This window comes from Streptomyces sp. NPDC056160, assembly GCF_042268205.1.
Taxonomy (GTDB): domain Bacteria; phylum Actinomycetota; class Actinomycetes; order Streptomycetales; family Streptomycetaceae; genus Streptomyces.
The window spans coordinates 17,744-43,405 of the sequence record NZ_JBHJUW010000068.1; the positions used below are offsets into that span (position 1 = coordinate 17,744).

The 25,662-nt window shown below is 72.9% G+C and carries 23 protein-coding genes and 2 pseudogenes; 7 read left to right on the plus strand and 18 right to left on the minus strand.

From position 1 onward, the window contains the following. Positions 1–184: 184 nt before the first annotated feature. The gene (locus ACFC02_RS24105) at positions 185–958 is read left to right on the plus strand and encodes an IclR family transcriptional regulator (RefSeq protein WP_376360912.1); all 774 of its coding nucleotides are present in this window, start codon (positions 185–187) and stop codon (positions 956–958) included. Further along, the gene (locus ACFC02_RS24110; protein WP_376360915.1) at positions 955–1,818 is read left to right on the plus strand and encodes an SMP-30/gluconolactonase/LRE family protein; all 864 of its coding nucleotides are present in this window, start codon (positions 955–957) and stop codon (positions 1,816–1,818) included. Before ACFC02_RS24105 ends, ACFC02_RS24110 begins: the two co-directional genes overlap by 4 nt. Positions 1,819–1,980: 162 nt before the next feature. Here ACFC02_RS24110 and ACFC02_RS24115 read toward each other — a convergent pair whose 3' ends face one another. The 5 genes from ACFC02_RS24115 to ACFC02_RS24135 form a co-directional block, all read right to left on the minus strand. Next, the gene (locus ACFC02_RS24115; RefSeq protein ID WP_376360918.1) at positions 1,981–3,480 is read right to left on the minus strand and encodes a pyridine nucleotide-disulfide oxidoreductase; all 1,500 of its coding nucleotides are present in this window, start codon (positions 3,478–3,480) and stop codon (positions 1,981–1,983) included. Positions 3,481–3,505: 25 nt separating this feature from the next. After that, positions 3,506–4,681, minus strand: a complete 1,176-nt coding sequence (locus ACFC02_RS24120) for an MAB_1171c family putative transporter (RefSeq protein ID WP_376360921.1) — start codon at positions 4,679–4,681, stop codon at positions 3,506–3,508. Between the two features lie 103 nt (positions 4,682–4,784). Then, a complete protein-coding gene (locus ACFC02_RS24125) occupies positions 4,785–6,383 on the minus strand; it encodes an MAB_1171c family putative transporter (protein WP_376360923.1) in 1,599 nt (532 codons plus the stop codon). Beyond that, positions 6,380–6,895 (minus strand): toxin, encoded by a 516-nt coding sequence (locus ACFC02_RS24130; protein WP_376360926.1) that lies wholly within the window; start codon positions 6,893–6,895, stop codon positions 6,380–6,382. Before ACFC02_RS24130 ends, ACFC02_RS24125 begins: the two co-directional genes overlap by 4 nt. 405 nt (positions 6,896–7,300) lie before the next feature. Continuing rightward, entirely contained in the window at positions 7,301–10,138 is a 2,838-nt protein-coding gene (locus tag ACFC02_RS24135; protein ID WP_376360929.1) for a beta-galactosidase, read from the minus strand. 78 nt (positions 10,139–10,216) lie between these two features. Here ACFC02_RS24135 and ACFC02_RS24140 point away from each other — a divergent pair, with 78 nt between their 5' ends. Continuing rightward, positions 10,217–10,684, plus strand: a complete 468-nt coding sequence (locus tag ACFC02_RS24140) for an RrF2 family transcriptional regulator (RefSeq protein WP_376360932.1) — start codon at positions 10,217–10,219, stop codon at positions 10,682–10,684. 50 nt (positions 10,685–10,734) lie between these two features. Here ACFC02_RS24140 and ACFC02_RS24145 read toward each other — a convergent pair. From ACFC02_RS24145 to ACFC02_RS24165, 5 genes and pseudogenes are all read right to left on the minus strand, one after another. Next, positions 10,735–10,968: pseudogene (locus ACFC02_RS24145) on the minus strand (type II toxin-antitoxin system RelE/ParE family toxin); the annotation flags it as partial. Between the two features lie 4 nt (positions 10,969–10,972). Next, positions 10,973–11,185 carry a type II toxin-antitoxin system prevent-host-death family antitoxin gene (locus tag ACFC02_RS24150; RefSeq protein WP_376360935.1) on the minus strand — a complete coding sequence of 71 codons (213 nt, stop codon included), beginning with the start codon at positions 11,183–11,185 and terminating at the stop codon, positions 10,973–10,975. Next, positions 11,178–11,735: a GNAT family N-acetyltransferase gene (locus ACFC02_RS24155; protein WP_376360938.1), complete on the minus strand. Its 558-nt coding sequence runs from the start codon at positions 11,733–11,735 to the stop codon at positions 11,178–11,180. The genes ACFC02_RS24150 and ACFC02_RS24155 overlap by 8 nt, the downstream gene beginning before the upstream one ends. A gap of 103 nt (positions 11,736–11,838) precedes the next feature. Next, on the minus strand, positions 11,839–12,021 hold the full coding sequence (locus ACFC02_RS24160) for a DUF397 domain-containing protein (RefSeq protein WP_376360941.1): 183 nt from the start codon (positions 12,019–12,021) through the stop codon (positions 11,839–11,841). Further along, complete coding sequence (locus ACFC02_RS24165) at positions 12,018–12,854, minus strand: Scr1 family TA system antitoxin-like transcriptional regulator (protein ID WP_376360943.1); 837 nt, start codon at positions 12,852–12,854, stop codon at positions 12,018–12,020. Before ACFC02_RS24165 ends, ACFC02_RS24160 begins: the two co-directional genes overlap by 4 nt. A 130-nt stretch (positions 12,855–12,984) precedes the next feature. Between ACFC02_RS24165 and ACFC02_RS24170 the strand changes: the two are divergent. After that, positions 12,985–13,466, plus strand: a pseudogene (locus ACFC02_RS24170) (ATP-binding protein). Positions 13,467–13,618: 152 nt separating this feature from the next. Here the strand turns inward: ACFC02_RS24170 and ACFC02_RS24175 are convergent. Beyond that, on the minus strand, positions 13,619–14,314 hold the full coding sequence (locus ACFC02_RS24175; protein ID WP_376360975.1) for an SDR family oxidoreductase: 696 nt from the start codon (positions 14,312–14,314) through the stop codon (positions 13,619–13,621). A gap of 167 nt (positions 14,315–14,481) precedes the next feature. Here ACFC02_RS24175 and ACFC02_RS24180 point away from each other — a divergent pair, with 167 nt between their 5' ends. Further along, the gene (locus tag ACFC02_RS24180; protein ID WP_376360946.1) at positions 14,482–15,345 is read left to right on the plus strand and encodes a helix-turn-helix transcriptional regulator; all 864 of its coding nucleotides are present in this window, start codon (positions 14,482–14,484) and stop codon (positions 15,343–15,345) included. 204 nt (positions 15,346–15,549) lie between these two features. Beyond that, positions 15,550–15,747 (plus strand): hypothetical protein, encoded by a 198-nt coding sequence (locus tag ACFC02_RS24185; RefSeq protein ID WP_376360949.1) that lies wholly within the window; start codon positions 15,550–15,552, stop codon positions 15,745–15,747. 56 nt (positions 15,748–15,803) lie between these two features. Here ACFC02_RS24185 and ACFC02_RS24190 read toward each other — a convergent pair whose 3' ends face one another. The 7 genes from ACFC02_RS24190 to ACFC02_RS24220 form a co-directional block, all read right to left on the minus strand. Beyond that, on the minus strand, positions 15,804–16,979 hold the full coding sequence (locus ACFC02_RS24190) for an aldose epimerase family protein (protein WP_376360952.1): 1,176 nt from the start codon (positions 16,977–16,979) through the stop codon (positions 15,804–15,806). 71 nt (positions 16,980–17,050) lie between these two features. Then, positions 17,051–18,295: a multiple monosaccharide ABC transporter permease gene (gene mmsB / locus ACFC02_RS24195; RefSeq protein WP_376360955.1), complete on the minus strand. Its 1,245-nt coding sequence runs from the start codon at positions 18,293–18,295 to the stop codon at positions 17,051–17,053. Beyond that, positions 18,292–19,851 (minus strand): multiple monosaccharide ABC transporter ATP-binding protein, encoded by a 1,560-nt coding sequence (mmsA, locus tag ACFC02_RS24200; protein ID WP_376360958.1) that lies wholly within the window; start codon positions 19,849–19,851, stop codon positions 18,292–18,294. The genes mmsB and mmsA overlap by 4 nt, the downstream gene beginning before the upstream one ends. 41 nt (positions 19,852–19,892) lie before the next feature. Then, a complete protein-coding gene (gene chvE / locus ACFC02_RS24205; protein WP_376360960.1) occupies positions 19,893–21,005 on the minus strand; it encodes a multiple monosaccharide ABC transporter substrate-binding protein in 1,113 nt (370 codons plus the stop codon). A gap of 273 nt (positions 21,006–21,278) precedes the next feature. Further along, positions 21,279–22,247, minus strand: a complete 969-nt coding sequence (locus tag ACFC02_RS24210) for a hypothetical protein (RefSeq protein ID WP_376360963.1) — start codon at positions 22,245–22,247, stop codon at positions 21,279–21,281. 245 nt (positions 22,248–22,492) lie between these two features. Beyond that, positions 22,493–23,500 carry a zinc-binding dehydrogenase gene (locus ACFC02_RS24215; RefSeq protein ID WP_376360966.1) on the minus strand — a complete coding sequence of 336 codons (1,008 nt, stop codon included), beginning with the start codon at positions 23,498–23,500 and terminating at the stop codon, positions 22,493–22,495. After that, a complete protein-coding gene (locus ACFC02_RS24220; RefSeq protein WP_376360969.1) occupies positions 23,497–24,660 on the minus strand; it encodes a mandelate racemase/muconate lactonizing enzyme family protein in 1,164 nt (387 codons plus the stop codon). Before ACFC02_RS24220 ends, ACFC02_RS24215 begins: the two co-directional genes overlap by 4 nt. Before the next feature lie 190 nt (positions 24,661–24,850). Here ACFC02_RS24220 and ACFC02_RS24225 point away from each other — a divergent pair. Then, on the plus strand, positions 24,851–25,662 hold an 812-nt coding region (locus tag ACFC02_RS24225; protein ID WP_376360972.1), incomplete at its 3' end, for a hypothetical protein.

The window sequence follows — 25,662 nt, forward strand, 5'->3', positions numbered from 1 at the left end:
GCCGCGCCGCCCCGCCGCCCCGCCGCTCTCCCGCCCGCGCGCACCGCCCCCGAGCACTCACCCCTCACCCCCGCCCCATTGCCCGCACCCCCCGCTATGGCTAGCCTGTGTTCGTCATGCTGTTCGTCATGCCGATCGCCTGTTGAAATCTCGAACAGGCCTGGATCAAGGGAGGGGACCGGTCGTGGGACGCCTCGTACCTGCCGTGACCCGGGCTCTCGACATACTCGAGCTGTTCCTCGACGGGGACGGCACGCTCTCCGCCCCCGACATCGTGCGCAGGCTCCAGCTGCCGCGCACCACGGTGCACGAGCTGGTCACCACGCTCGCCGCCCGCCAGTACATCGTGCCGGTGACCGGCCGGCCCGGACGCTACCGGCTCGGCGTACGCCCCTACCAGCTCGGCAGCCGCTACGCCGAACAGCTCGACCTCGCCGCGGAGGGCCAGCAGGTCGCCCGGTCCGTCGCGGAGACCTGCGACGAGACCGTGCACGTGGCGATCCTGGAGGGCGCCGACGTCATCTACATCGCCAAGGTCGACTCCACGCACGCGGTCCGCATGGTCTCCGCGGCCGGCCGCCGCCTCCCGGCCCACTGCACCTCGGTCGGCAAGATGCTGCTCGCCTCCCTCCCGGAGCCCGAACTCGCCGCCCGCGTCCCGGACGGCGCCGAACTGGTCGCGATGACCCCCAACAGCATCACCGACCCCGCCGCCCTGCGCGAGGCCCTGACCGAGATCCGGGGCCGCGGCCTGGCCGTGGAGAACCGCGAGTCGAACCCCGACGTCAGCTGCGTGGCCGCCCCCGTGCGCGACCGCACCGGCCAGGTGGTCGCGGCCCTGTCCATCTCCGTGCCGATGATCCGTTGGAGCGAGGAGCGCAAGGGCGAGCTGGAACAGCTCGCGGTGAAGGGCGCCGCCGAGCTGTCGGAGCGCCTCGGCCACCGGAGCGCGGCATGACGGCGGCGGCGTGCGAGGTGGCGGTACGGGCCCGGGCCGAGCTGGGCGAGGGACCGACGTGGGACCCGGCGGCGGGCGTGCTGCTCTGGGTCGACATCCTCGCCTCCCGGGTGCACTCCTACGATCCGGCGTCCGGCCGGCGCACGGTCCGTACCACCGGGCAGCACGTGGGCGCGGCCAAGCCCCGTACCGGCGGCGGCCTGGTGCTGAACCTGCGCGACGGGGTGGGCCTGGTCGACCCCGGCCCGCAGGGCGCCTTCCGCTGGCTGCACCGCGACCCGGTGCCCGGCCGCCGCGGCAACGACGCCGCCGTGGCACCCGACGGCTCCCTGTGGGCGGGCACCATGCGCTACGACGAGGCCCTGGGCGGCGGCACGCTGACCCGGCTCACCGGCGACGGTACGGCCGAGCCCGTCCTGGCCGACGTGACGGTGAGCAACGGCACCGGCTGGAGCCCCGACGGCCGCCGCATGTACTACGTGGACACACCGACCCGCCGGATCGACGTCCTCGACGTCCTCGACGGCGGTCGGCAGGCCGTGAACAGGCGGCCGCTGGCGCAGGTGGAGGAGGGTGCCGGCTTCCCGGACGGGCTCACCGTCGACGCGGACGGGTGTGTGTGGGTGGCGCTGTGGGACGGCGGCGCGGTCCGGCGCTACACGCCCGACGGCGCGCTGGACCGGGTCGTCGCCCTGCCGGTCCCGCGCCCCACGGCCTGCGCCTTCGGCGGTGCCGGGCTGACCGACCTGTACGTCACCACGGCCCGCACCGGTCTCGGCGCCCCGCCCCCGGTGGCGGGCTCCCTGCTGGTGGTGCCGGATGCGGGCAGCGGCCTGCCTCAGCCGGCGTTCGCGGGCTGAGGGCGGCCGGGGGCAGCGCGCACCGGCGCCCGCGGCCCCCGGCCACGACCCCGCACCCGTCGGCCCCGCACCCGTCGGCCCCGAGCCCAAGAGCCCCGAGCCCAAGAGCCCCGAGCCCAAGAGCCCCGCGCGCTCCGGCTCCGCACGCTCCGGCCCCCCGGTTCACCGCCCCGTACCGGCCTCCGCCCCCGTCCGTCCCAGTTCCGCCAGGACCTTGCGTTCCGACGCCGTCAGCGGGGGGCCGGGCAGCGGGGGCAGCAGGGGTCCGCAGGCGACGTCGAGGAGGGTGCGGGGGCGGAAGAGGCGCTCCGGTCCGGTGCGCAGGCTCGTCACGTCCCACAGGGCCGCCGCCGCCCGGTAGGAGCCGGTGGCGGTCCGGGTCAGACGGCGGCTGTAGGCCGTGGTGAGCCGGTCCGCCGGGGTCGGGCGGGCGCCGCGCGTGTCCGGGTACCAGACGTCCTGGCCGACCGCCGCCGCCCAGGCCGCGCCGACCGACCGGGCGGCCCCGCGCTGCACCCGGCGGGCCAGGCCGGCCGCGTCCGGGCCGGTGCGCCTTACCTCCTCGGCCAGCAGCCGCGCGCCGAGCGCGGCCACCGACATGCCCTGCCCGTAGGCCGGGTTGAAGGTGGCGACCGCGTCGCCGAGGGCCACGAAGCGCTCCGGCCAGCGCGCGGTCTTCTCCAGGTACCGCCGTACGTTGCTGGTGCTGCGGCTGATGTGCACGCCGGTGAGGGGTTCGGCGCCGGAGGCGAGGCGGCCCACCAGCGGGTCCGGCAGCGCGAGCGCGTAGGCCAGGAAGCCCTCCGGGTCGGCCGGGGGCTCGCCGCCGCCCCGCGTCCCGGCGAGGCTGACCATCCAGCGGTCCCGCTCGATCGGCAGGACCATGCCGCTGCGGCCCGGCTCGCAGCGGTACGGGTCGGCCTGCACGATCGTCAGCGGGAACTGCTCCGCCCCCACCGGCGTGCGGTAGACGCGGGTGGCGTTGACCAGGCCGCAGTCGACGCTCTTCGTCCGCACGCCCGCGACGCCGATCTCCTCCAGCCAGGTGAGAATCCGTGAGCCGCGCCCGCTCGCGTCGACGACGAAGTCGGCGGCGAGTTCGGTCTCCTCCTCCGCTCCCGCTACCGCCCCCGTCCCCCCTTTCGTCCCCCCGGGGCCGGTCGCCGCGATCCGTACGCCGCGCACGCGCTCCGCGTCGCCCACCAGCCCCACCGCCCGGGCCCTGCGCACCTGCGCCCCGGTGTGCGTGAGGACGGCGTCCCGCACGGTCCAGTCCAGCAGGGCCCGGGTGCAGCTGAGCATGCGCGGACCGTCGTGCCGCCAGCGCCGCAACCAGCCCTCGGAGGTGAGGGCCAGCATGCCCGAGCCGAGGGGTATCTCCCGGGCGCCGGCCGCCAGCAGCCGCTCGCGCACGCCGCCGCCGGGCACCAGTTCCTCCATGGCGGCCAGGCCGCCGGCCATCAGCAGATGGGCGTGCCGGCCCTGGGGCAGCCCCTTGCGGTGCTCCGGCCCCTCGGGCAGCTCGTCCCGGTCGAGTACGACGACCTCGTCCACGACGGGGGACAGGGCCGCCGCGGCCAGCATGCCGGCCAGGCCGGCACCGACGACGACGGCTCTGCGCCGGCGGGAGCGGGGGGACGGGGAGGACAGGGACCGGGGCATGGGACTCCTTGGGTGGATCACGGGCTCAGCCATGGGAGGTCCGCACCGTTCCTCCCCGTACGGGGGTGCCGGCGGGCGGCCGGACCAGCGCCTGCGCCAGTTCCACCAGCCCGCTCGTGCCGGACACCTCCGTGGCGTGCAGGCGGTAGCCGCTCGGCGTGGGCAGGGGCTCCTCGCGGGCGGCGGCGCGGCGCGCGGCATCGGCGAGCATCGCGGCCTCCGCCGCGATCCGGGCGTCGTGCGCGGTGCGGCCCGCGCGCCGGGCGGCGGCCAGGGCGCGTTCGCGGACCGAGTCGTCGAAGTACGGGGCGAGGCCCAGCAGGGCGTCGTGGATGGAGACCTCGCGCCAGTGCAGGCGCGCCCGCGGCAACTGCCACCAGCCGCTGGGCGGTTTGGGCGCGGTCGACACGAACCGCACCCGCGTCCACAGCGGCCCCAGGCTGCGGTAGTCGTCCAGGCTGCGCACCTGCGCGAGGACCGACGGCAGCAGCCGGGGCAGCACGAAGCCGGCCGAGCACAGCAGCGCGGCGAGGGCGGCCAGCGGCGGGGCGACCTGCGTGGACAGCACGTCCAGGTCGTGACCGGTCCAACGTGCCGCGACCGCCGTGTACTTGGTCAGCTGGAAGCCCACCACGTCCAGCGCCGACCCGGCGAGGATCAGCCGCAGCCCGGTCCGCAGCAGCCCGGTGACCTCCCGGCTCCACTTCACGCACAGCGCGCACATCGCCAGCGTCGCCGCGCTGTGGCCGATGAGGTAGAGCAGGATCATCTCGCACAGGTACGGCGTGTTGGCGTAGTACGTGTCGAGGTCGTTGAGCCGCTCGGTGCGGGCGTCGCCCAGCATGAACAGCACGACGATGGCGGCGACCAGCGGCACGTACGCGGCGATGCTGCGCAGCACCATCCGCCGGACCTGCTCGCGGGGACCGCCCCGCCAGTGGATCAGCAGGATCAGCAGCGAGCAGCTGTACGCGCAGAGCATGCCGTACGTCAGCGGGGCGCCGAAGTTGGGGATGCCGGTGATGCCGTTGACGGCGGCCAGGGTCAGCGGCGCCGAGCAGACGAACACCAGCGAGCCGAGCACGATGGCCACGCACGTGGACACGGTCAGCGGGTCCCGTACGGCCCGCATCGGCCGCCTGCACAGCACGACGGCCGACAGCCCGAACAGGCCGGCCGCGAGGTAGACGACGAGGCTCATCCGCGCCACCCCCGCCCGCCCGGCCGCACGGCCCGCGGGCGCCGCGCCCCCACCGCAGGCCGAGGCGCTGACGCGGGTGCCGCTCCTGGTACCGGTGTCCCCGTCACACCGCCTCCGACGGGTGCGAGCCGCGCGCGGTCCGCTCCGCGGCGCCCAGCGCGTCGGCGATCCGCACGAGCAGCGCAGGCCCGGGCACCCGCCCGCCCGGCCCATCGTCCGCCCCGGGTGCCGCCGGGGACGCGGGGCCCGAGGGCACGGGCGGCGCGGTCCGAACCGGCTCCCCGGCGGCCGGCGCCGGCCGCTCCGCGTCCGGGGCGGGGTGGGGCCGGCCGACCCCGTCGAGCAGCACCGGCCACCGCCCGCCCACGCCCTCGGGCCCCACCACCGGCCCGACACCGTCGAGCACCCGCAGCCGCGGACCGGACGCGCCCTGGGCGTGCGCACCGCCGCCGGGCACCGCGGCGCGCGCCACCGCCTCCAGCGCCGTACGACTGCCCTCGGCCTCCACCGCCGTGAGGTGGCCGCCCGCCGTGAGTGCCGTGAGGCCGCCGTGGGCTTCCAGCGCCGTACGACTGCCGTCGGCTTCCCCCGCCGCCAGGTGACCGCCCGCCGCGAGCGCCGCGAGGCCGGCCTCCGCCGCGGACGCCGTACGGCCCGGGTCCGCGTCCCACGCCGTGGAGCCGCCGTGCAGGCGCAGTGCCGCGGGGATGACCGCGGCCCACGCGGCGGCCTGAGCCTGCTCCTCGTCGCCCCCCGCCGCCAGGGTCCTGGCGCGGGTGCTCTCGTACAACCCCCGGTCGAAGAAGGCGTCCAGGTAGCTGAGCGCGTTGTGGATGCTGGTCTGGCGCCAGATCAGCCGTGTGGTGGGGGAGCCCCAGCGCGGGCGGGGCAGCCTGAGGGCGCGGCGGGTGAGGAGGTCGTCCAGTTCCCGCTCCAGCGGTGCCAGCCGGGCGTACGTCCGCCAGGACCGCCGCCACTGCGCCAGCCGGGGCCCGGCCAGCGGCACGAGGATGCCGACCGAGGTGACCACCGCGCCCAGGGCCGCGGCGGCGGGGGACACGTCGGTGCTGAGCGAGGACCAGTCCCGCCCGCACCAACGGGCCGCGACCGCCACGGACTTGGTCACGCCGTAGCCCGCGCTGCACAGCGACCCGAGGCCCAGGAGCACGAGGCCCGCGCGCAGCGAGCCCCGCACCCGGCGCGCCCAGCGCAGCGCCGAGACGGTGGTGACGCTCACCGCGGCGATGTTCGCGGCCAGGTACAGCACGATCATCTCGGCGATGAAGGGCGTCGTCGCGTAGTACGTGTCCAGGTCCGTGCGGCGCTCCACCGGCGCCCGGCCGAGCGCGAACATGGCGGCGATGCCGACGGCCACGCACGCGTAGGTGACGACCCAGCGGCGGGTGACGCGGCGCACCCGGTCCCCGCCGCGCCAGTGGACCACGAGGACCTGGGAGGCGGCGCTGTAGGCGGTGATCGACGCGTAGGTGAGCGGCGCGGCGAGGTTCGGCACGCCGCTGAGCCGGTTGACCGCGCCGACCGTGGGGGCGGCCCCGAGGAGGAAGCACACGCCCGCCAGGGCCAGCACCGCGCAGATCGCGCGCAGGTAGGGGTCGTGCCGGTGGCGCACCAGGTCGGGCGTCTTCACCGCCAGGCCCAGCCACAGCGCACCACAGCTCACGTAGTTGATCAGGCCGCTCATCGCCGGTGTGCTCCACGGTAGTTGAGCGCGGACCCGATGCGCCCGGCGATGTCTTCCTCGGTGCCCGTGTCCGCCAAGGGCGCGGTGGCCGCAGGGGTCTCCTCGAGCCAGGTGCGCAGCCTGCCGCCCATGAGCATGCCGAACCGGTCGGCCTCCTGCTCGTCGGCGAGGCTGAAGTCGGTGCGCGCGGCGACGGGCCGGGGCGGGGCGCCGGCCGGGACCGGGGCCGCCGCGTCGTCCGCGTCGCGCCGGCTCATGTGCCACACCTCGTGGCAGAAGATCACGATCTGGTGCCAGGAGGCGGCCCGCCGGTCGACGACCACCACGTCCTGTGTCTCGCCCTCCAGCCACAGCCCGCTCGCGGTGTGCGGCGGGAAGATCTCCCGCCGGACGACGACCCGCCGTCCGCGCCAGGCGCTGACCGAGTCGACGAGCGCGGCGAACAGTGTCTCCGGGTCCGCGGGGACCGGCACCCGGATGGGGTCGATGAGAGCGTCGGCGAGGCGCCGCATCTCCCGTTTCCTACGCAACCTTTTCCCCTTGTTCCCCCGTTGATCTGCCGGGACCGCCCCCATCATCCCCGTGCCGCCCGCACCGGGGAAAGGTTCTTTCGCGGCGCTCCTCCCGGACGGTTCCTGTCCGGCCCGTTGACGCGCAAGCGCTTCGACTCGACGGTCCCGTTCGAAGTCACGAGCAGATGGCGGAATATCGAACAGTGAAGGCGGGAAGCTTCGGTTTCGCCGTCCTCGGCACGGGCGCCGACGCCCTGGCGGCGAGCGCCCGCACCCGGGTGCGGTACCGGAACCCCTTCCAGGGCGGCGACGGCGCCGACATGGCCGAAATGGAGGGCGCCTGCGCCGGCATGGCCGAATGGCGGACGCCTTCCGCACCGCGCGCCCCGGCGCGGGCGCGCGGGCTCAGTGGCCGGGGGAGGACACCGGCGCCACCGGCACCCCTCCGGCCGCGCGGCCCAGCAGCGTCAGCCGTACCTGCCCCGGACCCGCCTCGCCCGCACCCCCGGACAGCACGGCCAGGGCCAGCGTGTTGGTGTCCCGGGTGCGCAGGATGCCGTTCGGCAGGACGAACGTGTGCTGCGGGCCCACGTCGTTGACGTACTGGCCCAGGTTCCAGCCGTTCAGGAAGGCCTGCGCCCGGTAGGACCGGTGCGGCTCGTCCAGCAGGGTCAGCCCCACCGAGGCGTCCACGCCCTCGTCCACCGACAGCCGGAACGTCGTCCGGTACCAGGTCACGCCCTGGCGCCGCACGGCACGCGGGAAGGCCACCTTCTCCCAGTCGCCGTCGGCGAAACCGGGCAGGTGCCAGCCCTCCCGCTCCCCGTGGAGCCCGCCGTTGTTCAGCGGCCCGCGCACCGGGTCGGGCGCGCCCGCGCCCTGCACGCGCCAGCGCACCCGCGGCGCCCCGCCCCCGAACGTCACCGCCGTCAGCCCGCGCGCCGCCCTGCCGGTGTCGCGCGCCGCGCCGTCCTGGTCGTGCGCCATCGGCCGCACCAGCACCGACAGCACGTGCCGGCCACCGGTGCGCAGCCGCTCGGGCACGGCGAGGACGGCGGTCTCCGTCCACGTGCCCCGGCCGGCCGCGCCCGCCCGCGGCACCGGCATACGGTGCGTGCCCAGCGGCTCCCCGTCCAGCCACGCCATCAGCAGCCCCTGCGTGCCCGTGCTGTACGCCAGGGACACCGACTCGATGCCGGACGCGTCCGTGAAGGCTCCCCGGTACCAGACGTCCCCGTAGTGGAAGCCGTAGTCGTCGGCGAACAGCACCGGCTGCCCGTCGGGGACGGGCGTGGTGCTGTACGAGGACGTCCGGTCGGCGGCCCGCCACGCCGAGTCGTCGAAGCCGGGCGCGGACTCGGGGTTCTCCACGCGCGCCCGCCAGCCGCCCAGCGCGGGCAGCTCCACCTTCGGCGCCCCTTCCAGCGGCGCGACGGACCGCAGACTGCCGGTGCCGGTGGGGGCGGTGCGCACCGGACGCCCGTTCCACGTCACCGCGGTCGCCCCCTGCGGCGCCCAGACCTCCAGCTTCGTGGCCTCCACGGTGTCACCGGTGAGGTGCAGCACGCCGCCCTCGACGGTCGCGGTGCGCAGCAGCCTCGGCCCGCACACCAGCAACGAGCCCGACGGCGTCTCCCACGGCCACAGCCGCGAGGACGTCCGGTCGTCGGCGAACAGCATCAGCACCGCCCGGTCGACGGTCTCGCCCGCCTCCACCCGCGCCCCGGCCAGCCCGGCGCCGAAGGGGACCGTGATCCGCACCAGTTGGCGCTCGTACACGTACGCGACCTGCTGGCTCAGCCGGGTGACCATCGGCTCCCCGGCCGCCTCCAGGGCCACCCGGGCCAAGTCGCCGCGCCGCCCGCAGAACACCACGATGTCCTGCCGGCCGACGGTGAGGTACGCCATGGGCTGGGCGGTGGCGTACCGCAGTTTCAGCTGTCCCAGCCGCATCCGGGTGACCGCCAGCCGCGCGTCCCCGGCCGCCACGGTCACCGGCAGGTCCTCGCCCGCGGCGGGCAGCGTGGTGGTGACGTCCTTGCCGGTGTCGTTGCGCAGGACGTGCACCCGGGCGCCCGTGTCCGGATTGCGCAGGTGGTAGGTGGTGAGCCCGCGCGCCGTCCCGCCCTCGACCCGGTCCAGCTTGGCGAGGTCGGGCACGTGGCGCAGCATGTGCCCGATCTGGTGCCCGGCCACCGCCTTCCCGGTGACCTGCCGTCCTTCGTCGATCGCGGCACCGTAGTCGTACGAGGTGTAGACCTGCGGCGCGGGCATCCAGCCCCAGGACGTGCCGCCGAAGGCCATGTACGTGGTGTGCACGGACAGGCCCCGGGCCAGGTCGGTCAGCCGGTCGCGCCGCTCGTACGCCACGCCGTGGGCCTGCCGCGCCCCGGCGTACCCCTTACCGCTGAAGGCGGCCCCGCCCCACGGGTCGGCGCCGCCGCCCGCCTCGGTCAGGAACCCCGAGGGCCGGGGGAAGGACGCCGGCGTCCACCGCCCGCTCCCGCTCCCGCCGTCGCCGTGGAAGAGGGGCACGTCGATGCCGTCGGCCCGCGCCTTCTCGTACAGCCGGGCCGAGCGGGTGCGGTCGGCCGGGCCGCCGGCGTCGTCGCCGTCCTCCGTCTGGTAGAGCAGCACCGTCCCGCCGCCCTTGGTGAAAAGGTGCCGGGCGGCGATCGGGTTCACCCGGCCCAGCCACTCCTCGGCGTGCGCCAGGTACGCGGGGTCGGCGGCCCCCGCGGTGCCCGCCACGGCCGTCAGCCAGCCGGGCAGGCCGCCGCCGTCGACGTCGGCGCCGATGTACGGACCCGGCCGCAGGACGACGTACAGCCCCGTCTCGGCGGCCGTGCGCAGGAACAGGTCGAGGTCCCGCACCCCCGTGAAGTCGTACTTGCCCGGGGCGGGCGAGTGCTGGTTCCACGCCACGCGCACACTGACCGCGTTGTGCCCGAGAGCCCGCAGCTTGTGCAGCACGTCCCGCCACAGCGAGGGGCTGGGCAGCCGGAACGGGTGCATCTCACCGGCCCACAGCACCAGCCGCCTGCCGTCCACCAGCAGCGAGTAGCGGTCGAAGCCGACGGTGTGCCGTCGTCCGTCGGCCGCCGGGACGGGCGGCGGCGGCCCGGTCGGCACACCGCGCACCGCGAACGCCGCCGCCGCCCCCCGCCCGCCGCTGCCGCCCAGCGCGAGACCGAGCGCGGCGGAGCCCGCGAGGGCGCTGAATGTACGTCTGCTGAGCGCCAAGGTGAGTGCCTCCCGGGCGGATATTACGGGGCGCGGGTCCCGCCATTCTCCACTGTCCCGGACGTCACAATGGACCCCATGAGGATCTCGGCACGGGCGGACTACGCGGTACGGGCGGTTCTGGAACTGGCCGTACGGCAGCAGGCGGACCCGGCGACCCCGGTGAAGGCCGAGACGGTCGCCGCCGAGCAGGGCATTCCGCACAAGTTCCTCGAAGGCATCCTCGGCGACCTGCGCCGCGCGGGCCTGGTCACCAGCCGGCGCGGCGGGGGCGGCGGCTACGCCCTGGCCCGCCAGGCGGCGCGGATCACGGTGGCGGACGTGATCCGCGCGGTGGACGGCCCGATCGTCTCGGTCCGCGGCGAACGCCCCACCGGCCTCACCTACACGGGCTCGGCCGAGCCCCTGCTCCCCCTCTGGATCGCCCTGCGCGCCAACGTCCGCCGCATCCTGGAAGGCGTCACGATCGCCGACATGGCGACAGGCACCCTCCCGCCCCCGATCCGCACCCTGGCCGCGGAACCGGCGGCTTGGGAGAACCCGTGAGGGGGCACTGCGTGGCGGGGGCGGGGGGCGGGCTGGGGCAGCGGGGGAGACCACACGATCAGCTGACCGTTCTCTACGGTGTAGACGACGCGGTGGTCGCCGACCCGCAGCCGCCGGCGGGCACTGTGCCCCTGAAGCGCTTTCACGTCGAACGCAGTGCTGCCCCCCGCGTCCATCGCCGTCTGGAGTTCGGTGCGGCGGTACAGGATGCGGAGGGCGCCCGGGCGCGGGATCTTGAGCATGTCCCGCTGTGCGTGCGGCGTGAAGCGTGTGACGTGCCCCATGAGGTCAGTCCTGACGAGCGCGCAGCAAGGCGGCCATCTCATCGAGGGAGACCGACCCCTCCACGCCCTCGGACTCGGCGTCGTCGGCCAGCCGGTTGAGCCACGCCTCTTCGGCGTTCTCGGCGACCTCGCGCAGGCGCTGGTACTCCCGGATGCCGATCACGACGGCTTCCTGCTTGCCGCGCCGGGTGATGATCGTCGGGGTTTCCTCATGCACGCCGCTTCCGCTCCGGTTCCTGCGACCGCACGCCGAACCACTGCTCCGCGCCGTACTCCTCGAACCGTTCCACCTCGGTGAACCCGAGCTTCGCCGCGAGGCGCATCGCGCGGTCGTTGGCGGTCTGGGTGCAGAGCACCAGCGGCTCGCCGGGAAGCGTGTCGGTGAACCAGCCGAGGGCGGCCGCGCACGCCTCGGCGGCGTACCCGCGCCCCCACGCCTGCGGCAGGAACATGTAACCGAGTTCGGGCTCCCCGGCGTCCGGACGGACGTGTCCCGGACGCTCCGCGTCGCGCCGGTCGAGAGTGATCATGCCGATCATCGCTCCGTCGAGATCGACCACGAAAAGTCCGGGGCGCCTCCCGGGCACTTCGGGCACGGCGCGTTCGAGTTCAGCGCGAGGCCGAGGGCCACCGAGGTAGGTGCCCACCTCGGGCGAGGCGAACAGCTCGATGAACGCCGTACGGTCCCGGGCCTCGGACCCGCGGAGCACGAGCCGGTCGGTCCTGATCGGGGCAGGCGGCCAGGCGACGGCTCCGAGGTCGGTCATGGCAGGCAACCTACAGCGGTGACCCCGGACGGATCACCGCCGTACACATCGCGCAGCCGTTCACCGTCGTGATCGTGCGCGAAGTCGCAGAGCGCGTGAGGGTTCACCGCGTGGCGTGGGTGAGGAACGCGTTCCAGGCGGCGGGGGAGAGGGTGAGTGAGGCTCGGGGGCGGTCCTTGGTGTCGCGGACGTGGACGGCGGTGGGGCAGGTGGCGACCTCTACGCAGTCGCCGGACCCGCTACTGCTGTAGCGCGACTTGAACCACTTCAGCTCACTGGTGCTCATAGCGCTCCTCGCATCTGCTGCAACAGGCTCATGGAGTCTTCGAGAGTGAGAGCCTGTGCACGCATCCTGGCATACCTCCTTTGGAGCACGCTCACTACGTGCGATTCGGAAATGAGTCGGCCGCTTTCGGGCGCCTCCGTGTACGCGAACCACTTGTTCTTCGGCGTCTCCAGCAGTTGCATGGGGCCGTGCATGCCCGCATGAGAGTGCCTCACCACCGGCATGATCTGGATCTCGACGTTTCGCAGCTGGGCGATGTCCAGTACATGGTCGATGAGTTCCCCCGTGACCTCTGCTCCGCCCGTGCACCTCAGAAACAGGTGCTCCTCCAGGATGAACCCGAACGCAGTGTTAGGTCGCTCCCGCAGCAACTGCTGCCTCTCGGCCCGCGCAGCCCACTGCGCCTCGATCTGCTCGTCGCTCAGCGGGGGCAACTGATCGACGAACAACTGCCGCGCGTACGCCTCCGTCTGCAACAGCCCCGGAACCAACCGGCACTCGTACGTGTACAACGTGATCGCCAACTGCTCCAGCCGTGCCCACTGCCGGAACCAGGCCGCCAGCCCGGGCTGCCGCGCGAGGCACCCCGCCGCCCGACGCAACGCCCCCGTGTTCCCCAGTACCCCCTCCGCCGCCTCGACGAAGTCCACGTCCGGCATGCGCCTGCCCAGCTCGACCGACGCCACCGTGTGCTTGGAGAAGCCGACGTGCCTGCCGAACTCCTCCCGGCTCAGCCCCGCGTGTTCCCGCAACCCCTGGACCACCGCTCCGAACGTACGGAGACTGTCCGAAGACTCCGGTTCACCACCCCTGCCCGCCACAGCATCCACCACTGTGCGTCACCTCCCGCGCACATGCTCACGGTCGGTCATCGGTACTGTCCAGTGGGTGACCGTGTACGCAGTCGCAGCGTACGCGCGTCAGGGCTGGTGAAGTGCCGGATCCAGGCCGCAGATTGAGGCCATGACCGCACCATCCACTCCCCAAGCAACCGTCACCGTACGTACGTTCGCGCAGCAGCTCAGCGCCACCCCGCGCGGCGGGCACCTCGCCCGTCACCTCGCCCTGAACCAACTGGACGCCTGGGGGATCGCGTACGGGTCGGCGCCGGCGACGCCGTCGCCGCGATCGTCGCGGAGCTGGCCGCGAACGCCGTGACGCACGGCCGGGTCCCGGGCCGCGACTTCGAGCTGCGGCTGTCGCTCGTGACGGGGAGTGTCCGCATCGAGGTGAGTGACACCCGGAGCGGGCCGCCGCTTCCGCCCGGTCCGGGGTGCGTACCGCCGCCGGACGCTCTCGTGGAGTGCGGGCGCGGGCTGGTCCTGGTCGGGGCGTACGCCTCCCGGTGGGAGGTGCTGGACCGAGTGCCGCCACCGGGCAAGACCGTACGCGCGGAGGTCGACCTGCCGCCGGGCCGGAGCCGTGGCCGGACAGCCCTCCGCTGAGAAGGACCCGTACCGGTCGGCCACCGGAGTGTCGCGCATGCGTGGACGGCGCCCCGGCGAGCGGACGGAGGGCCGGGCGGACACACCGCACCGGCCCTCCGCCGCGCACCGCCGACCGGCGGCGATCCGGTGAGCACGCCGCCCGCCCGGAGTCAGGCGGGCTGGCCGATCGGGCGGATCGTCACCGTGTTGAGGTCGACGCCTGCCGGCTGGTCGAGCGCGAAGCCGATCGCCTCGGCCACCGAATCCGGGCTCATCGCGATGGGGGGAGCTTGGCCGTGCCAGAACCCGGTGTCGATCATGCCCGGGTTCACGACCGTGACTCCGATGCCGCGGGTCGTGGCGTGCAGGCGGAGGTTCTCGGCGAAGCCGACCACTGCCCACTTCGTGGCGGAGTAGAGGTTGCCCGGGCTGTTCTTGATTCCCGCCACGCTGCCGATGAGCACCAGCCGGCCGCGGGACTGCTCGAGGTGGGGCAGGGCCGCCTTGGCCAGCAGAGCCGGGCCGAGCACGTTGGCGAGCACCATCGGTGCCCACAGCTGCGGATCGCCGCCGTCGACGACGCCGGCACCGCCCGTCCGGAAGTGATCCGCGGACGCGCCGCCCGCGTTCGCGATCGCCGCGTCGAGCGACCCGAAGCGCTCCACCGTGCTGGTGACCGCCGTGTCCGTGGAGTCCCAGTCGGAGGCATCTGCCACCAGGCCCAGGACGCGGTCCGCGTGGCCGACTTCGTCGAGGAAGGCCTTGAGCCGGCCGGGGTCGCGCCCGGTGACGGCGACCCGGTGGCCACGCCCGAGCAGGAGCCGGGCGGTCGCGGCGCCGATCCCGCTCGTTCCACCGGTGATCAGGACCGTCTTTCCAGCGACCGGTGATGCGCCGGAGTCAGTGAGGGTGTCAGTGAGTGAGGTGTTCACGCCGTCCACTCTGTGGCGCGGCACGGGCCCGCGACAGTTGCTTGCGAAGGTGGGGACGCCATCCCCTGGCACCGACGGCGCCCTCCAGGGAGGCTGTGTCCATGTCGAACACGAGGTACTCCGAACTCGGCGGTTTCCTGCGTTCGCGACGCGAGCGGATCCGCCCCGAGGAGGTCGGGCTCGCGCCCGGCCCGCGGCGCCGCGTCCCCGGTCTGCGTCGCGACGAGGTCGCCGTTCTGGCCGGCGCCTCGGTGGAGTACTACACCGAGCTGGAGCGCGGTGCCGGCTCGCAGCCCTCCGACCAGATGCTCGCCGCGCTCGCCCGCGCCCTGCGCCTCAGTCGCGACGAACGCGACCATCTGTACCGGTTGGCGAACCGCCTGGTCCCGAACCAGGGCGGGACGGCGGCACACGTCCACCCCGCGATGCTCGACCTGCTGGCACGAATCGACGGGACCCCGGCGATGGTCTGCACCGACCTGCACACCGTGCTGGTCCAGAACCCGCTCGCCGTCGCGATGCTCGGTGACCTGTCCGCGCACCACGGCCGCGCGGCGAGCTTCATCCACCGATGGTTCACCGACCCGGCCTCGCGGCAGATATACCCGCAGGAGGACCTCGCCCCACAGTCACGCTCGTTCGTCGCCGACCTGCGCGCGGCAGTCGGGCGACGCAGCCCGGGCGACGCGGAGGCGACCGGGCTGGTGGACGAACTGCTGCGGCAGTCACCGGAGTTCCAGGCGCTCTGGGCCGACCAGGATGTCGGGGTGCGCAGAGACGAGCGCAAGCGGATCGTCCACCCCACCGTCGGCATGCTCGACCTCGACTGCCTCAGCCTCTTCAGCGAGGACGGCCGCCGGCGGTTGCTCTGGTTCACCCCACGGGCCGGGACCGGCACCGCCGAGAAACTCGCGCTGCTGACCGTCGTGGGCACCCAGGCGATGCAGACCGGACCAGTCCGCTGAACCGATCGAGGGGGTACCGCTAGAGCGACGGAAAGCCCCCGCGGCGGCGATTGCCGACCGGCGCTTCAGGAGCTGATGTCCTGGGTCGGCGTGTCCTGGCCGCCGCCGGCCGGGCGCCGTGCGCGCAGGGTTCTTGCGCCGCGGTGAGCGGCACCCCCAGCATGGGCTTGTGCCCGTACGCGGGCCGAGGGGGAGGGGGTCCGTATGACGGAGCGGCGGTACAGCGTCGGAGGGGTTGTCGGACTGGTCCTGGTGGTCGTCTGGACCTTCCTGGCCGTCCAGTGGCATGAGGTCGAGTGCCCCCTCGTCCCGGACTCCTACGTCCTGGTCGTCACGCACGGCACCCCGAGCATCTTCGAGGGCTGCGGTGACGGCTACGCCGTGGACGTGCGGGGGGACTGAGGGGGCAGCTCGGCCGGCCGGCGGGAGTGTTCAGCTCACCGGCAGTGCGATCGGCTTCACGCGTCGAAGGAGTGGACCGTGGTCGTCCGGTACGTCCGGCCCGGGCGCAGGACGGTCGACGGGAAGGCGGGGTGGTTCGGGGAGTCCGGGAAGTGCTGGGTCTCCAGGGCCAGGCCGTCGCCCTGGCGGTAGGTGCGGCCGGAGGCGCCGACCAGGGTGCCGTCGAGGAAGTTGCCCGAGTAGAACTGCACCCCGGGCTGGTCCGTGGAGATGCGCAGGGTGCGGCCGGAGTCCGTGTCGCGCAGGGTGACCACGTGGACCGGGCGGGCGGTGACGCCCTTGTCCAGGACGAAGTTGTGGTCGAAGCCCTTGGCGGTGACCAGCTGCGGGTGGCCGGTGCGGATGTCCCGGCCGATCTGCTTGGGGCGGGTGAAGTCGAAGGGCGTGCCCTTGACCCGGGCCAGTTCGCCGGTGGGGATCAGGCCCGCGTCGGTCGGGGTGTAGCGCCCGGCGGCCAGCCACAGCTCGTGGTCGTAGATGCTGCCGCTGCCCTCGCCCGCCAGGTTGTAGTACGTGTGGTTGGTGAGGTTGACGACGGTCGGCCGGTCGGTGACGGCCTCGTAGTCGATACGCCAGTCGCCGTGCCGGGTGAGGGTGTACGTCACCTTCGCGCGCAGCGTGCCCGGGTAGCCCATCTCGCCGTCCGGGCTGACGTAGTGGAGGTGCAGGCCCACGTCGGAGCCGGAGGTGAAGGGCTCGACGTCCCACACCTTCGTGTTGAAGCCCCGCGCGCCGCCGTGCAGACTGTTCTCGCCGTCGTTGACGGACAGTCGGTAGTTCTTGCCGTCGAGGGTGAAGCGGCCCTCGGCGATGCGGTTGCCGTAGCGGCCGATGGTGGCCCCGAAGAACGTGGTGCCGGCGACGTAGGCGTCCAGGTTGTCGTAGCCGAGGGACACGTTGGCGTAGCGGCCGTGGCGGTCGGGGATCTCCAGCGACTGGACGATGCCGCCGTAGGAGAGGACCTTCAGCCGGGTGCCGCCGTTCGCCAGCGACCAGCGGTGCACCCGCGTGCCGTCGGCGAGGGTGCCGAAGTACTCCCTGGCCGGCTTCCGGCTCCCGGAGGAGGACTCCCGCCCGGCGGCGTGGGCGGTGCCGCCCAGCGCGCTCGCGGCGACGCCCGCCGCCGCGGCACCGGCGATGACCGTGCGCCTGTTCAGTTCCGTGTGCGACATGTGCGGCTCCCGTTGGAAGGACGTCAAAGGAAGGGCCCCGCCGGAGCGATGTCCGGCGGGGCCCGTCTGAGTCAAGAACCCGACTTGCGTTTGTTCCACACGTCGAAGCCGACCGCGGCCAGCAGGGCGAGCCCCTTGATGACCTGCTGCCAGTCGGTGCCGACGCTGAGGAGGTTCATGCCGTTGTTCAGCACGCCGAGGACGAGACCACCGATGATCGCGCCGAGCACGGTGCCGACACCGCCGCTCATGGACGCGCCGCCGATGAACGAGGAGGCGATGGCCTCCAGTTCGAAGTTCAGGCCCGCCTTCGGGGACGCCGCGTTCAGCCGGGCCGCGACCACCAGCCCGGCCAGGGCCGCGAGCACGCCCATGTTCAGGAAGACGTAGAAGGTGACCTTCTTGTCCTTCACGCCGGACAGCTTCGCCGCGGGCAGGTTGCCGCCGATCGCGTAGATGTGGCGGCCGAAGACCGCGTTGCGCATCACGTAGCCGTAGCCGACCACCAGCACACCGAGGACCAGCAGCACGATCGGCGCGCCCTTGTAGCTGGCCAGCAGCATCGTGACGACGAGGATCGCGGCGACCATGGCGACGAGCTTGAGCAGGAAGAGCCGGAACGGCGGCACGTCGAGGGCGAACTCCTGCTGGCGCCGGCGGTCACGGACCTCCTGCCCGACCGTGAAGACGATCAGGACGAGGCCCAGCAGCAGGGTGATGTTGTGGTAGTTGGTGTTCGGGCCGACCTCGGGCAGGAACCCGTTGCCCATCTTCTGCAGGCCGTTCGGGAAGGGGCCGAGGGTCTGCCCGGCGAGGAGGATCTCCGTCAGACCGCGGAAGATCAGCATCCCGGCGAGCGTCACGATGAACGACGGTATGCCGAAGTAGGCGATCAGGAAGCCCTGTACGGAACCCGCGACCGCGCCCACCACCAGGCACAGCACCAGCGCGACCGGCCAGGCCACGTGGTGCTCCACGGTCAGCACGGCCGCGAAGGCGCCCACGAACGCGGTGAGCGAACCGACCGACAGGTCGATGTGCCCCGCGATGATCACCAGCATCATGCCGATCGCGAGGATCAGGATGTAGCTGTTCTGCAGGACCAGGTTGGAGACGTTGCGCGGCAGCAGCAGGTCGCCGCCGGTCCATGCCTCGAAGAGGATGACGATCAGACCCAGCGCGATCAGCATGCCGTACTGGCGCATGTTGCGGCGCAGTCCGTTCAGCATCATCTGGAGCAGGCCGCCGCCGGCCGCCGCTCCGCTGCCGCCCGGCGGCGCCGGGGCCGGGCTCTTGGCGGTCACATCCGTGCTCATCGCGTTACCTCTTTGTCCTGGGTGTCCTTCGTCATCCGACGCATCAGCACTTCCTGGGTGGCCTCGGCCCGCGGCACCTCGCCGGTCAGCCGGCCGGCGGACATGGTGTAGATGCGGTCGCACATCCCGAGCAGCTCCGGCAGCTCGGAGGAGATGAAGACGACCGCCTTGCCCTGGGCGGCCAGTTGGTCGATGACCGTGTAGATCTCGTACTTGGCGCCCACGTCGATGCCCCGCGTCGGCTCGTCCAGGATCAGCACGTCGGGACCCGAGAAGATCCACTTGCTGAGGACGACCTTCTGCTGGTTGCCGCCGGACAGCTTGCCCACCGGCTCGAACACGGTGGGCGCCTTGATGTTCATGGACTTGCGGAAGCCCTCGGAGACCTGGCGTTCCTCGTGCTCGTCCACCACACCCCGCTTGGCGACCTTCCGCAGGGCGGTCAGCGAGATGTTGCGGTTGATGGTGTCGATGAGGTTCAGGCCGTAGTGCTTGCGGTCCTCGGTGACGTACGCGATGCCGTGCCCGACCGCCTCCGCGACGCTCTTCGTACGGATCTCGGTGCCGTCCTTGAGGACCGTGCCGCCCGCGTAGCGTCCGTAGGAGCGGCCGAAGACGTTCATGGCCAGTTCGGTGCGGCCCGCGCCCATCAGGCCCGCGATGCCGACGATCTCCCCGCGCCGCACCTGGATCGACACGTCGTCGACGACCTTGCGCTGCTGGTCGATCGGGTGGAACACGGTCCAGTTGCGGATCTCCAGCGCGGGCGCCACGCCCTCCTCCGGCCGGTGCGGGGTGCGCTCGGGGAAGCGGTTGTCCAGGTCGCGGCCGACCATGCCGGCGATGATCCGCTCCTCGGTCGTCGTGGCCGCCTTCACGTCGAGGGTCTCGATGGTGCGGCCGTCGCGCAGGATCGTCACCGAGTCGGCGACCTTGCGGATCTCGTTCAGCTTGTGGGAGATGATGATCGAGGTGATGCCCTGGTTCTTCAACTCCAGGATGAGATCGAGGAGTTTGTCGCTGTCCTCGTCGTTGAGGGCGGCCGTCGGCTCGTCCAGGATGAGCAGCTTCACGGACTTCGACAGTGCCTTGGCGATCTCCACCAGCTGCTGCTTGCCGACCCCGATGTCGGAGACCCGGGTCTCCGGGTGCTCGTTCAGGCCGACGCGGCGCAGCAGCTCGGCGGCGTGCTTGAGCGTGTCGTTCCAGTTGATGAACCCGCGGGTGGCGTGCTCGTTGCCGAGGAAGATGTTCTCCGCGATGGACAGGTACGGCACCAGCGCAAGCTCCTGGTGGATGATGACGATGCCGTGCTGCTCGCTGGCCCGGATGTCCCGGAACCGGCAGGCCTCCCCCTCGAAGAGGACCTCGCCCTCGTAACTGCCGTGCGGATGGACGCCGGAGAGCACCTTCATCAGGGTGGACTTGCCGGCGCCGTTCTCCCCGCAGATGGCGTGGACCTCGCCCTGACGGACGGTCAGGGTGACGTCCGACAGCGCTTTGACACCGGGAAAGGTCTTGACGATCGAGCGCATTTCCAGGACGGGTCCCGCCATGGTCGTGCCTTCCAGTCGGTCGGTTCGGTGGGTGCGGCGGGTTACTTGCCCAGCTGGGCGTCGGTGTAGTAGCCGCCCTTGACCAGGACGTCCTCGTAGTTGCTCTTGTCGACGCTCACCGGTTGGAGCAGGTAGGAGGGCACGACCTTGGTCCCGTTGTCGTACGACTTGGTGTCGTTGACCTGCGGCTTCTTGCCGTTGATGAGATCGTCGACCATGGTGGAGGCGACGTCGGCGAGCTTGCGGAGGTCCTTGTAGACGGTCTGCGTCTGCTGGCCCGCGATGATCGACTTCACGGACGCCAGCTCGGCGTCCTGCCCGGTGATGACGGGCAGCGGCTTGCTGCCGGACCCGTAGCCGTCCGACTTCAGCGCGGACAGCACACCGATGGAGATGCCGTCGTACGGCGAGAGGATGGCGTCGACCTTCTCGCTCTTGTACGAGGACGTGAGGATGTCGTCCATCCGCCGCTGGGCGGTGGCGCCGTCCCAGCGCAGGGTGGTCACCTTGTTCAGCTGGGTCTGGCCGGACCTGACCACCAGCTGCTTCTTGTCCATGTACGGCTTGAGCACGCTCATCGCGCCGTTGAAGAAGTAGCGGGTGTTGTTGTCGTCGTTGGAGCCGGCGAACAGCTCGATGTTGAACGGGCCCTTCTTGCCGCTGTCCAGCCCGAGCCGGTGCACGATGTACGTGCCCTGGAGCCGGCCGACCTTCTCGTTGTCGAAGGAGGCGTAGTAGTCGACGTTCTTGGTGCCCAGGATGAGCCGGTCGTAGGAGATCACCGGGATCTTGGCGTCGGCGGCCTGCTGGAGCACGTTGTTCAGGGACTTGTTGTCGATGGCCGCGACGATCAGGCCCTTGACGCCCTGGGTGATCAGGTTCTCGATCTGCGAGACCTGGGTGTCCGGGTCGTCCTCGCCGTAGACCAGCTTGGTCTTGTAGCCCTTGGCTTCCAGATCCTTGACGACGTTCTTGCCGTCGGAGATCCACCGCTCGGAGGACTTGGTCGGCATCGCGATGCCGATCGTGCCGCCCTTGCTGCTGCTCTTGTCCTCCTTGCTGCCGCCGTCGCTGTTCTGTCCGCAGGCGGACAGGGCCAGGGCGAGGGAGGCGGCGGTGGCCATCGCGGCGAGTGCGGCTCTGCGGTTGCGCATGGTCATCATCCTTGATGTGTGTGCTGGGTGGGTCCGGCGGTGCGTGCGGTGCGGTGCAGGCGGTGCGGGGCGGTGCGGCGACGCTGGGGGTGGTGCCGTGGTGCCGGTGGTGCCGTGGTCCCGGGCGTGGTGCCGGTGGTGCCGGTATTGCCGTGGTGCCAGGTGGGTCGTGCCGGGCAGTGGTGCGGCGAACGGTGCCCCGAGGGACCGGGAACAGATGTGTGGGATTGTGCGCGGCTGTGTCGGCTTCTGTGAAGCTCAGTTTCCGGAACGTTATGCCGGTGTGTCGAAGCGGGTGAGCGCGCCCGGCAGCCGGGAGCCCAGCGGCGCCATGTCACCGCCCGCTCCGTGCCGCTCCAGCAGGTCCAGCGCCAGCCTGCCGCGGCGCACCCGCTCCCGCGCGCTCGCCAGCGTCACCTCGCGCAACTGGTGCCCGTACGGATAGATGCCGGGCGCCTTGGACAGCCCGAACTTCAGGTACAGCGGCGCCCCGCGCCGGATCAGCTCCGCGACCTCGTACATCCGCACATAGCCGCCGAGGTCGTCCGGGGCCTCGATGTACATGTCCATCGGGGCCGCCGACACCCGCCGGATCTCCGTGAGGTGAGTCAGCGTCAGGTCGCTGGGCACGTTGACGGAGTCGGCGCCAAGGTGCTCGTAGACGGCGTACGAGGCCGGGTTGACCGGACCGATCAGCGCGGACACCTTCAGGGTGGTGTCGGCCGGGACGATGCCTGCCAGCCGCGCCCGGTGCAGCGTCCACAGCACGCCTTCGTCGGCGACGAGCAGGCACTTGACGCCAAGTTCCGTCGCCCGTACGGCGTCCTCGACGCACCCGGCGACCGCGTCGTGGCCGCGGGCGCGCAGCCCCGCGCCGCGCGAGTCGGAGCGCACCGAGGCGCCGGTGTCCCAGGTGCCGCGCGGACCGGTGAACAGGCACAGCTCGATGCCGCGTTCGGCGGTCGCCCCGACCATCTCCGTGATCTCGGCGTCGGTCAGCATCCACACGCCGCTGCCCTGGCTGATGCGGTGGATCGGGACGTCGAGCCGCGAGGACTCCTTCAGGACCACCGCCAGCGCCTCGGGGCCCTCGCACGAGGGGATCTCGGTGCGCCAGCGGCCCCCGCCGGGGAAGGTGTGCGGGGAGGCGTCGGCGGGATCGGGGGCGGGGGCGGCCAGGCCGAGCGCGGTGAGCGCCGGCTCACCGGGCCTGCGGGCCGCCGTGTCGGGAGCGTCGGTCACGAGCTGTCCTTAGAGGTCTTGAGCGAGCCGGGCATCCGTCCGATATTTCGAACAAGGTTCGCGGCTCGGGGCGTGGAAAGGAGCGGTGGTACGCCGTCGGCGGGCCCTCGGGTCGCCCCGTGACCGGCGTACGGTCAGGAAGGGCCCGGCGTACGGCCACGCACGGACCGGTGCACGGTCACGGGCGAGCCGATGGCCGGTCACGGGCGGACCGATAAACGGCCGCGGGCGGACCGAGGCACGGTTCACGGGCGCAGCAGGACCTTGCCGACCCCGGGATCACCGGACCCGGCCAGCTCGACGGCGCGCGCGAACTCGGTGAGCGGGAGTTCGTGGGTGACCAGGGGCAGCGGATCGAGCAGGCCGGCCGCGAACACCCGGACGGTGTGCGCCCAGGCGTCCGGCGGCGCCCCGAAGACGGTGTGCACCTCCAGTTGCCGCACCACCAGGTCGGTCGGGTCGAGTCCTTCGGCGCCCGGCGCCGGGATGCCCGTCAGCACCAGCCGTCCGCCGCGCCGTGGCAGCGCGGCGGCGGTGCGCGCCGCGTCCGCGGACCCGGCGGTCTCGACGACCGCGTCGAAGCCGTCCGGCAGCGCGGGATCGTCCTTGGTACGGAAGTCCGTGGCGCCGAACCGCCGCGACAGGGCCTCCCGCTCGTCGTGGACGCCCACCACCAGCAGCTCGGCGGGGGAGAGGGCCTTCAGGAACTGCACCGCGAACATCCCGAGCGTGCCGGTGCCGACGACGGCCACCCGCTCGCCCGGCCGGGCCCCGGCCTTCAGCACGGCGGCGGCGATGCACGCGGCGGGCTCCAGCAGGGCGGCGGCACTCAGGTCGGCGCCGTCGGGCAGGACGTGCAGCAGCCGGGCCGGCAGCGTGAGCGTGCCCGCCATCGCGCCGGGCCGGGTGAAGCCGGTCTCCTCGTACCCCGCGGTGCACAGGGTGGTCTGGCCGGCGTGGCAGCGGTCGCAGACCTGGCAGTTGCGGAAGCCTTCCCCGACGACCTTGCGGCCGATCAGATGGCCGGGCACCCCGGCGCCCACCGCGCGCACCGTGCCGGACCACTCGTGGCCGGGCGTCAGCGGGTAACGGACGTACCCCTCGGGCCGGTTGCCCTGGTACACCTCGCGGTCGCTGCCGCAGACGCCGACCGCGTGCACCGCGACCAGGGCCTCGCCCGGACCCGGCTCGCGGGGCGTGTGCGGTACGAGCCGGTGCTCGCCCGGTGCCCGGACGACGACGGCGGTGCTCACTGGGTGCCCTTGGGCCTGCGCGTCTCCCAGCCCTCGGCCCACAGGTCGAACCGGGCCTGCTGCTGCGGGAACTCGGCCGCCGCGTCGACGTCCAGCTCCACCCCGAGGCCGGGCGCCTGGGAGAGGTGGAAGCAGCCGTCCTCCGGGTCGACCTGCGGGGCGCCCTTGACCACCTTCTTGATCTCCGCGTCCGCGAAGTCGTTGAAGTGCTCCAGGATCTTGAAGTTGGGGGTGGTGAACCCGACCTGGAGGGAGGCGGCGGTCAGCACGGACCCGCCGACGTTGTGCGGGGCCACCAGCATGTAGTGCGTCTCGGCGGTGGCCGCCAGCTTGCGGGTCTCCCAGATGCCGCCGATGTGGCCGACGTCCGGCTGGATGATGTCGACGGCCTGGCTCTCGAACAGCTCGCGGAACTCGATCCGGTCGTGGATGCGTTCACCCGTGGCGACCGGTACGTCCACCTTCGAGGCGACCTTCTCCAGCGCCTTCAGGTTCTCCGGCGGCACCGGCTCCTCCAGCCAGGCCGGCTTGAAGGGCGCCATCTCCCGGGCGAGCCGGACGGCGGTGGCGGGGGAGAAGCGGCCGTGCATCTCCAGCATCAGCTCGGCGTCCGGACCGATGGCGTCCCGTACGGCCTCGATCAGCGAGACGGCGTAGAGGGTCTGTTCGTGGTCCAGCTCGAAGTGCCCGGTGCCGAACGGGTCGATCTTCAGCGCCCGGTACCCGCGCTCCATGACCCCCTGCGCGGCCTTGTGGTACGCCTCCGGGGTCCGCTCGGTCGTGTACCAGCCGTTGGCGTACGCCTTGACCTTGTCGGTCACCTTCCCGCCGAGCAGCTGCCAGACCGGGACGCCCAGCGCCTTGCCCTTGATGTCCCAGCACGCCATCTCCACGACCGCGATGCCGGACATGACGATCTCGCCCGCGCGGCCGTAGTCGCCGTACTTCATCCGGCGCACGAGGTCCTCGACGGCGAAGGGGTCGGAACCGAGAATGTGGTTGGCCTCGGCCTCCCGCAGGTAGCCGACCAGCGCGTCGGTGCGACCCAGCATCCGGGTCTCGCCGACCCCCGTGACCCCCTCGTCGGTGTGCACCTGGACGTAGGTCAGGTTGCGCCACGGCGTCCCGACCACGTGTGTGCTGATTCCGGTGATGCGCACGGCGGTTGCCCTTCGCTGTGTTCGATATTTCGTCACGCGTTCGAAATGCTGGCGTGACAGTAAGGACGGGGTGCGGGGAGTGTCAATGGGGCGGACCGGTAACGGTTTCGGCAAGCCCGCTCGTTCCCCATGGAACCTTCACAGACGCCCCTAGGAACGGCACCCGCCCGCAACTTAGTCTTCCCGCGTCATGAACTACTGCCCCCCGTGCCGACGCCATCTCAACGGCGCCCTCGCCTGCCCGGGGTGCGGTACCCCGGCCGAATCCCTCCCGGCGCACGCGGAGGAGGCCGAACCCCCCGCGCGGTACGCCGGGTTCGCGGCCACGGAGCAGCCGGACGGCGAGGCCGGTCACGCCCCGGCGCCGGGCCGCGCGGCACGCCGCCGGGCACGGCAGGGCGGGAGCGCGGGCGACCACGCGGGCGGCCCTGGCGGGAGCACCGACGGGCGTACGGGCGGGAGTACCGACGGGCGCCCGGGCGGGAGTGCCGACGAGCTTACGGGCGGGAATACCGACGAGCTTACGGGCGGGAGTGCCGACGAGCGTACGGGCGGGAGCCGCGCCGGGAGGGCGAGCCGGCGTGACCGCAAGGCCGCGGCCCATCGCAGGCGGCGCCGCAAGGCCCTGCTGATCACCGCGGGGTTCGTGCTCGCGGCGGGCGGGCTGAGCCTGGCCGAACTGGGCTCCGACGCACCCGTCCTGCCGGGCCTGGCGGGACGGGGCCCCGAGGCGGCGGGCGACGCGGCGGCCGACGGCGGCACCGCGAGCCCGGACGCGGACAGGGGCGCGACGGGCACGGCACGGCCGCTCGGCGACGCCTCCGGGGACAGCGCGGGTGTGCGCGCGGCGAAGGCCTCGGCGTCGGCGTCGGGTCAGGCCTCGCCGTCCGCCTCCGCGACGGGCACGAAGCCCCGGCCGGGTGCGAGCGGGCAGGGCGCGCCCGGCCGCTCGGTGACGTCACCGGCGGGCGCCGGGACCGCCGCGGGCGGCCCCCCCCCGCG